The 1,054-nt window shown below is 32.6% G+C and carries 1 protein-coding gene; it reads left to right on the plus strand.

Translation table 11 applies throughout. The features are described from left to right. The first annotated feature begins 88 nt into the window (after window positions 1-88). Entirely contained in the window at window positions 89-781 is a 693-nt protein-coding gene (locus tag NSB25_RS29075) for an ATP-binding protein (protein WP_257479370.1), read from the plus strand. The last annotated feature ends 273 nt before the right edge of the window (window positions 782-1,054 follow it).

Genomic DNA, 1,054 nt, shown 5'->3' on the forward strand with positions numbered 1-1,054 from the left:
CCCATTCCTGATCGGTGAGTTCGTAACGCCTTAACATAATATCAACCCCCTTTTTCTTTATTTTACCATGAAAAAGAGGCTGGAACAAATGTTTTGTATACTTTTTATTTTTCAAACACGCTCTAGTACACATTTAGATGGATTTTATGAGGGAAGTATTTTTTATGGATGTCGGTTTGATGATTATGATTGCATAGACAAATTTATGTCTCAGGAAAATTATGAGGATTTTTTGGTACCTGCTGATGAGTTTGTTGCGGCAACATTAGGATATATACTACATAATGACAAAAATCATTATAAAACATTAAAGAAAATAAGAAATAGAACTGATGCAGAAAAAATAGGATTTAAAGGTATTCCATACTTTTTAGGGTGTGAAAAAGCGACAATCAGTCAATTCCGAATGAGTAGCGGAGAGAGTATGCTCATATCACTTATTGATTTTATTAATAATCTTGTTATAAAGAGTAAAAGCAGGAGTAAGAAGAAACTATTATTCTTGATAGATGAAGTAGAACTAGCATTACATCCGAGTGCAATAGATCGACTGGTTTTGTTTCTTCAGGATTTGATTGAATCAAATGATAACGAATTGATAATTTATTTTTCAACCCATTCATCGGAACTTATTCATAGATTAAGGCCTCAAAATATATATCTGCTTGAGAATGATGGTGGAGAACTTACAGCAATTAATCCGTGTTATCCAAATTATGCTGTTAGAAATTTGTATGTTCCAAATGGATTTGATTTTTTATTGTTAGCTATAAATGAGTAAATATCAAATATTGCACAAAATAAAGACACCCGCTGTTGAATGATGTATAATTGAAGTACCAACAAACAACATACTCAAACAACAAGGGGGTGCCCGTTGCAAACAGTATACATCATTCTAACAGTATTTACAATTACTTTAAGACCTTAAAACTCGGATTATTTTTATCCGATGTGTACCTAAACCATCTGATGACTATCATGGTTTCCGTTTTCCTCCGTGGTTACAGGGGGAAAACTGTAGATTTTGCCGAAGTAAGTAACCAGCATAGAA

This window comes from Acetatifactor muris, assembly GCF_024623325.1.
GTDB classification, from domain to species: Bacteria; Bacillota; Clostridia; order Lachnospirales; family Lachnospiraceae; genus Acetatifactor; species Acetatifactor muris.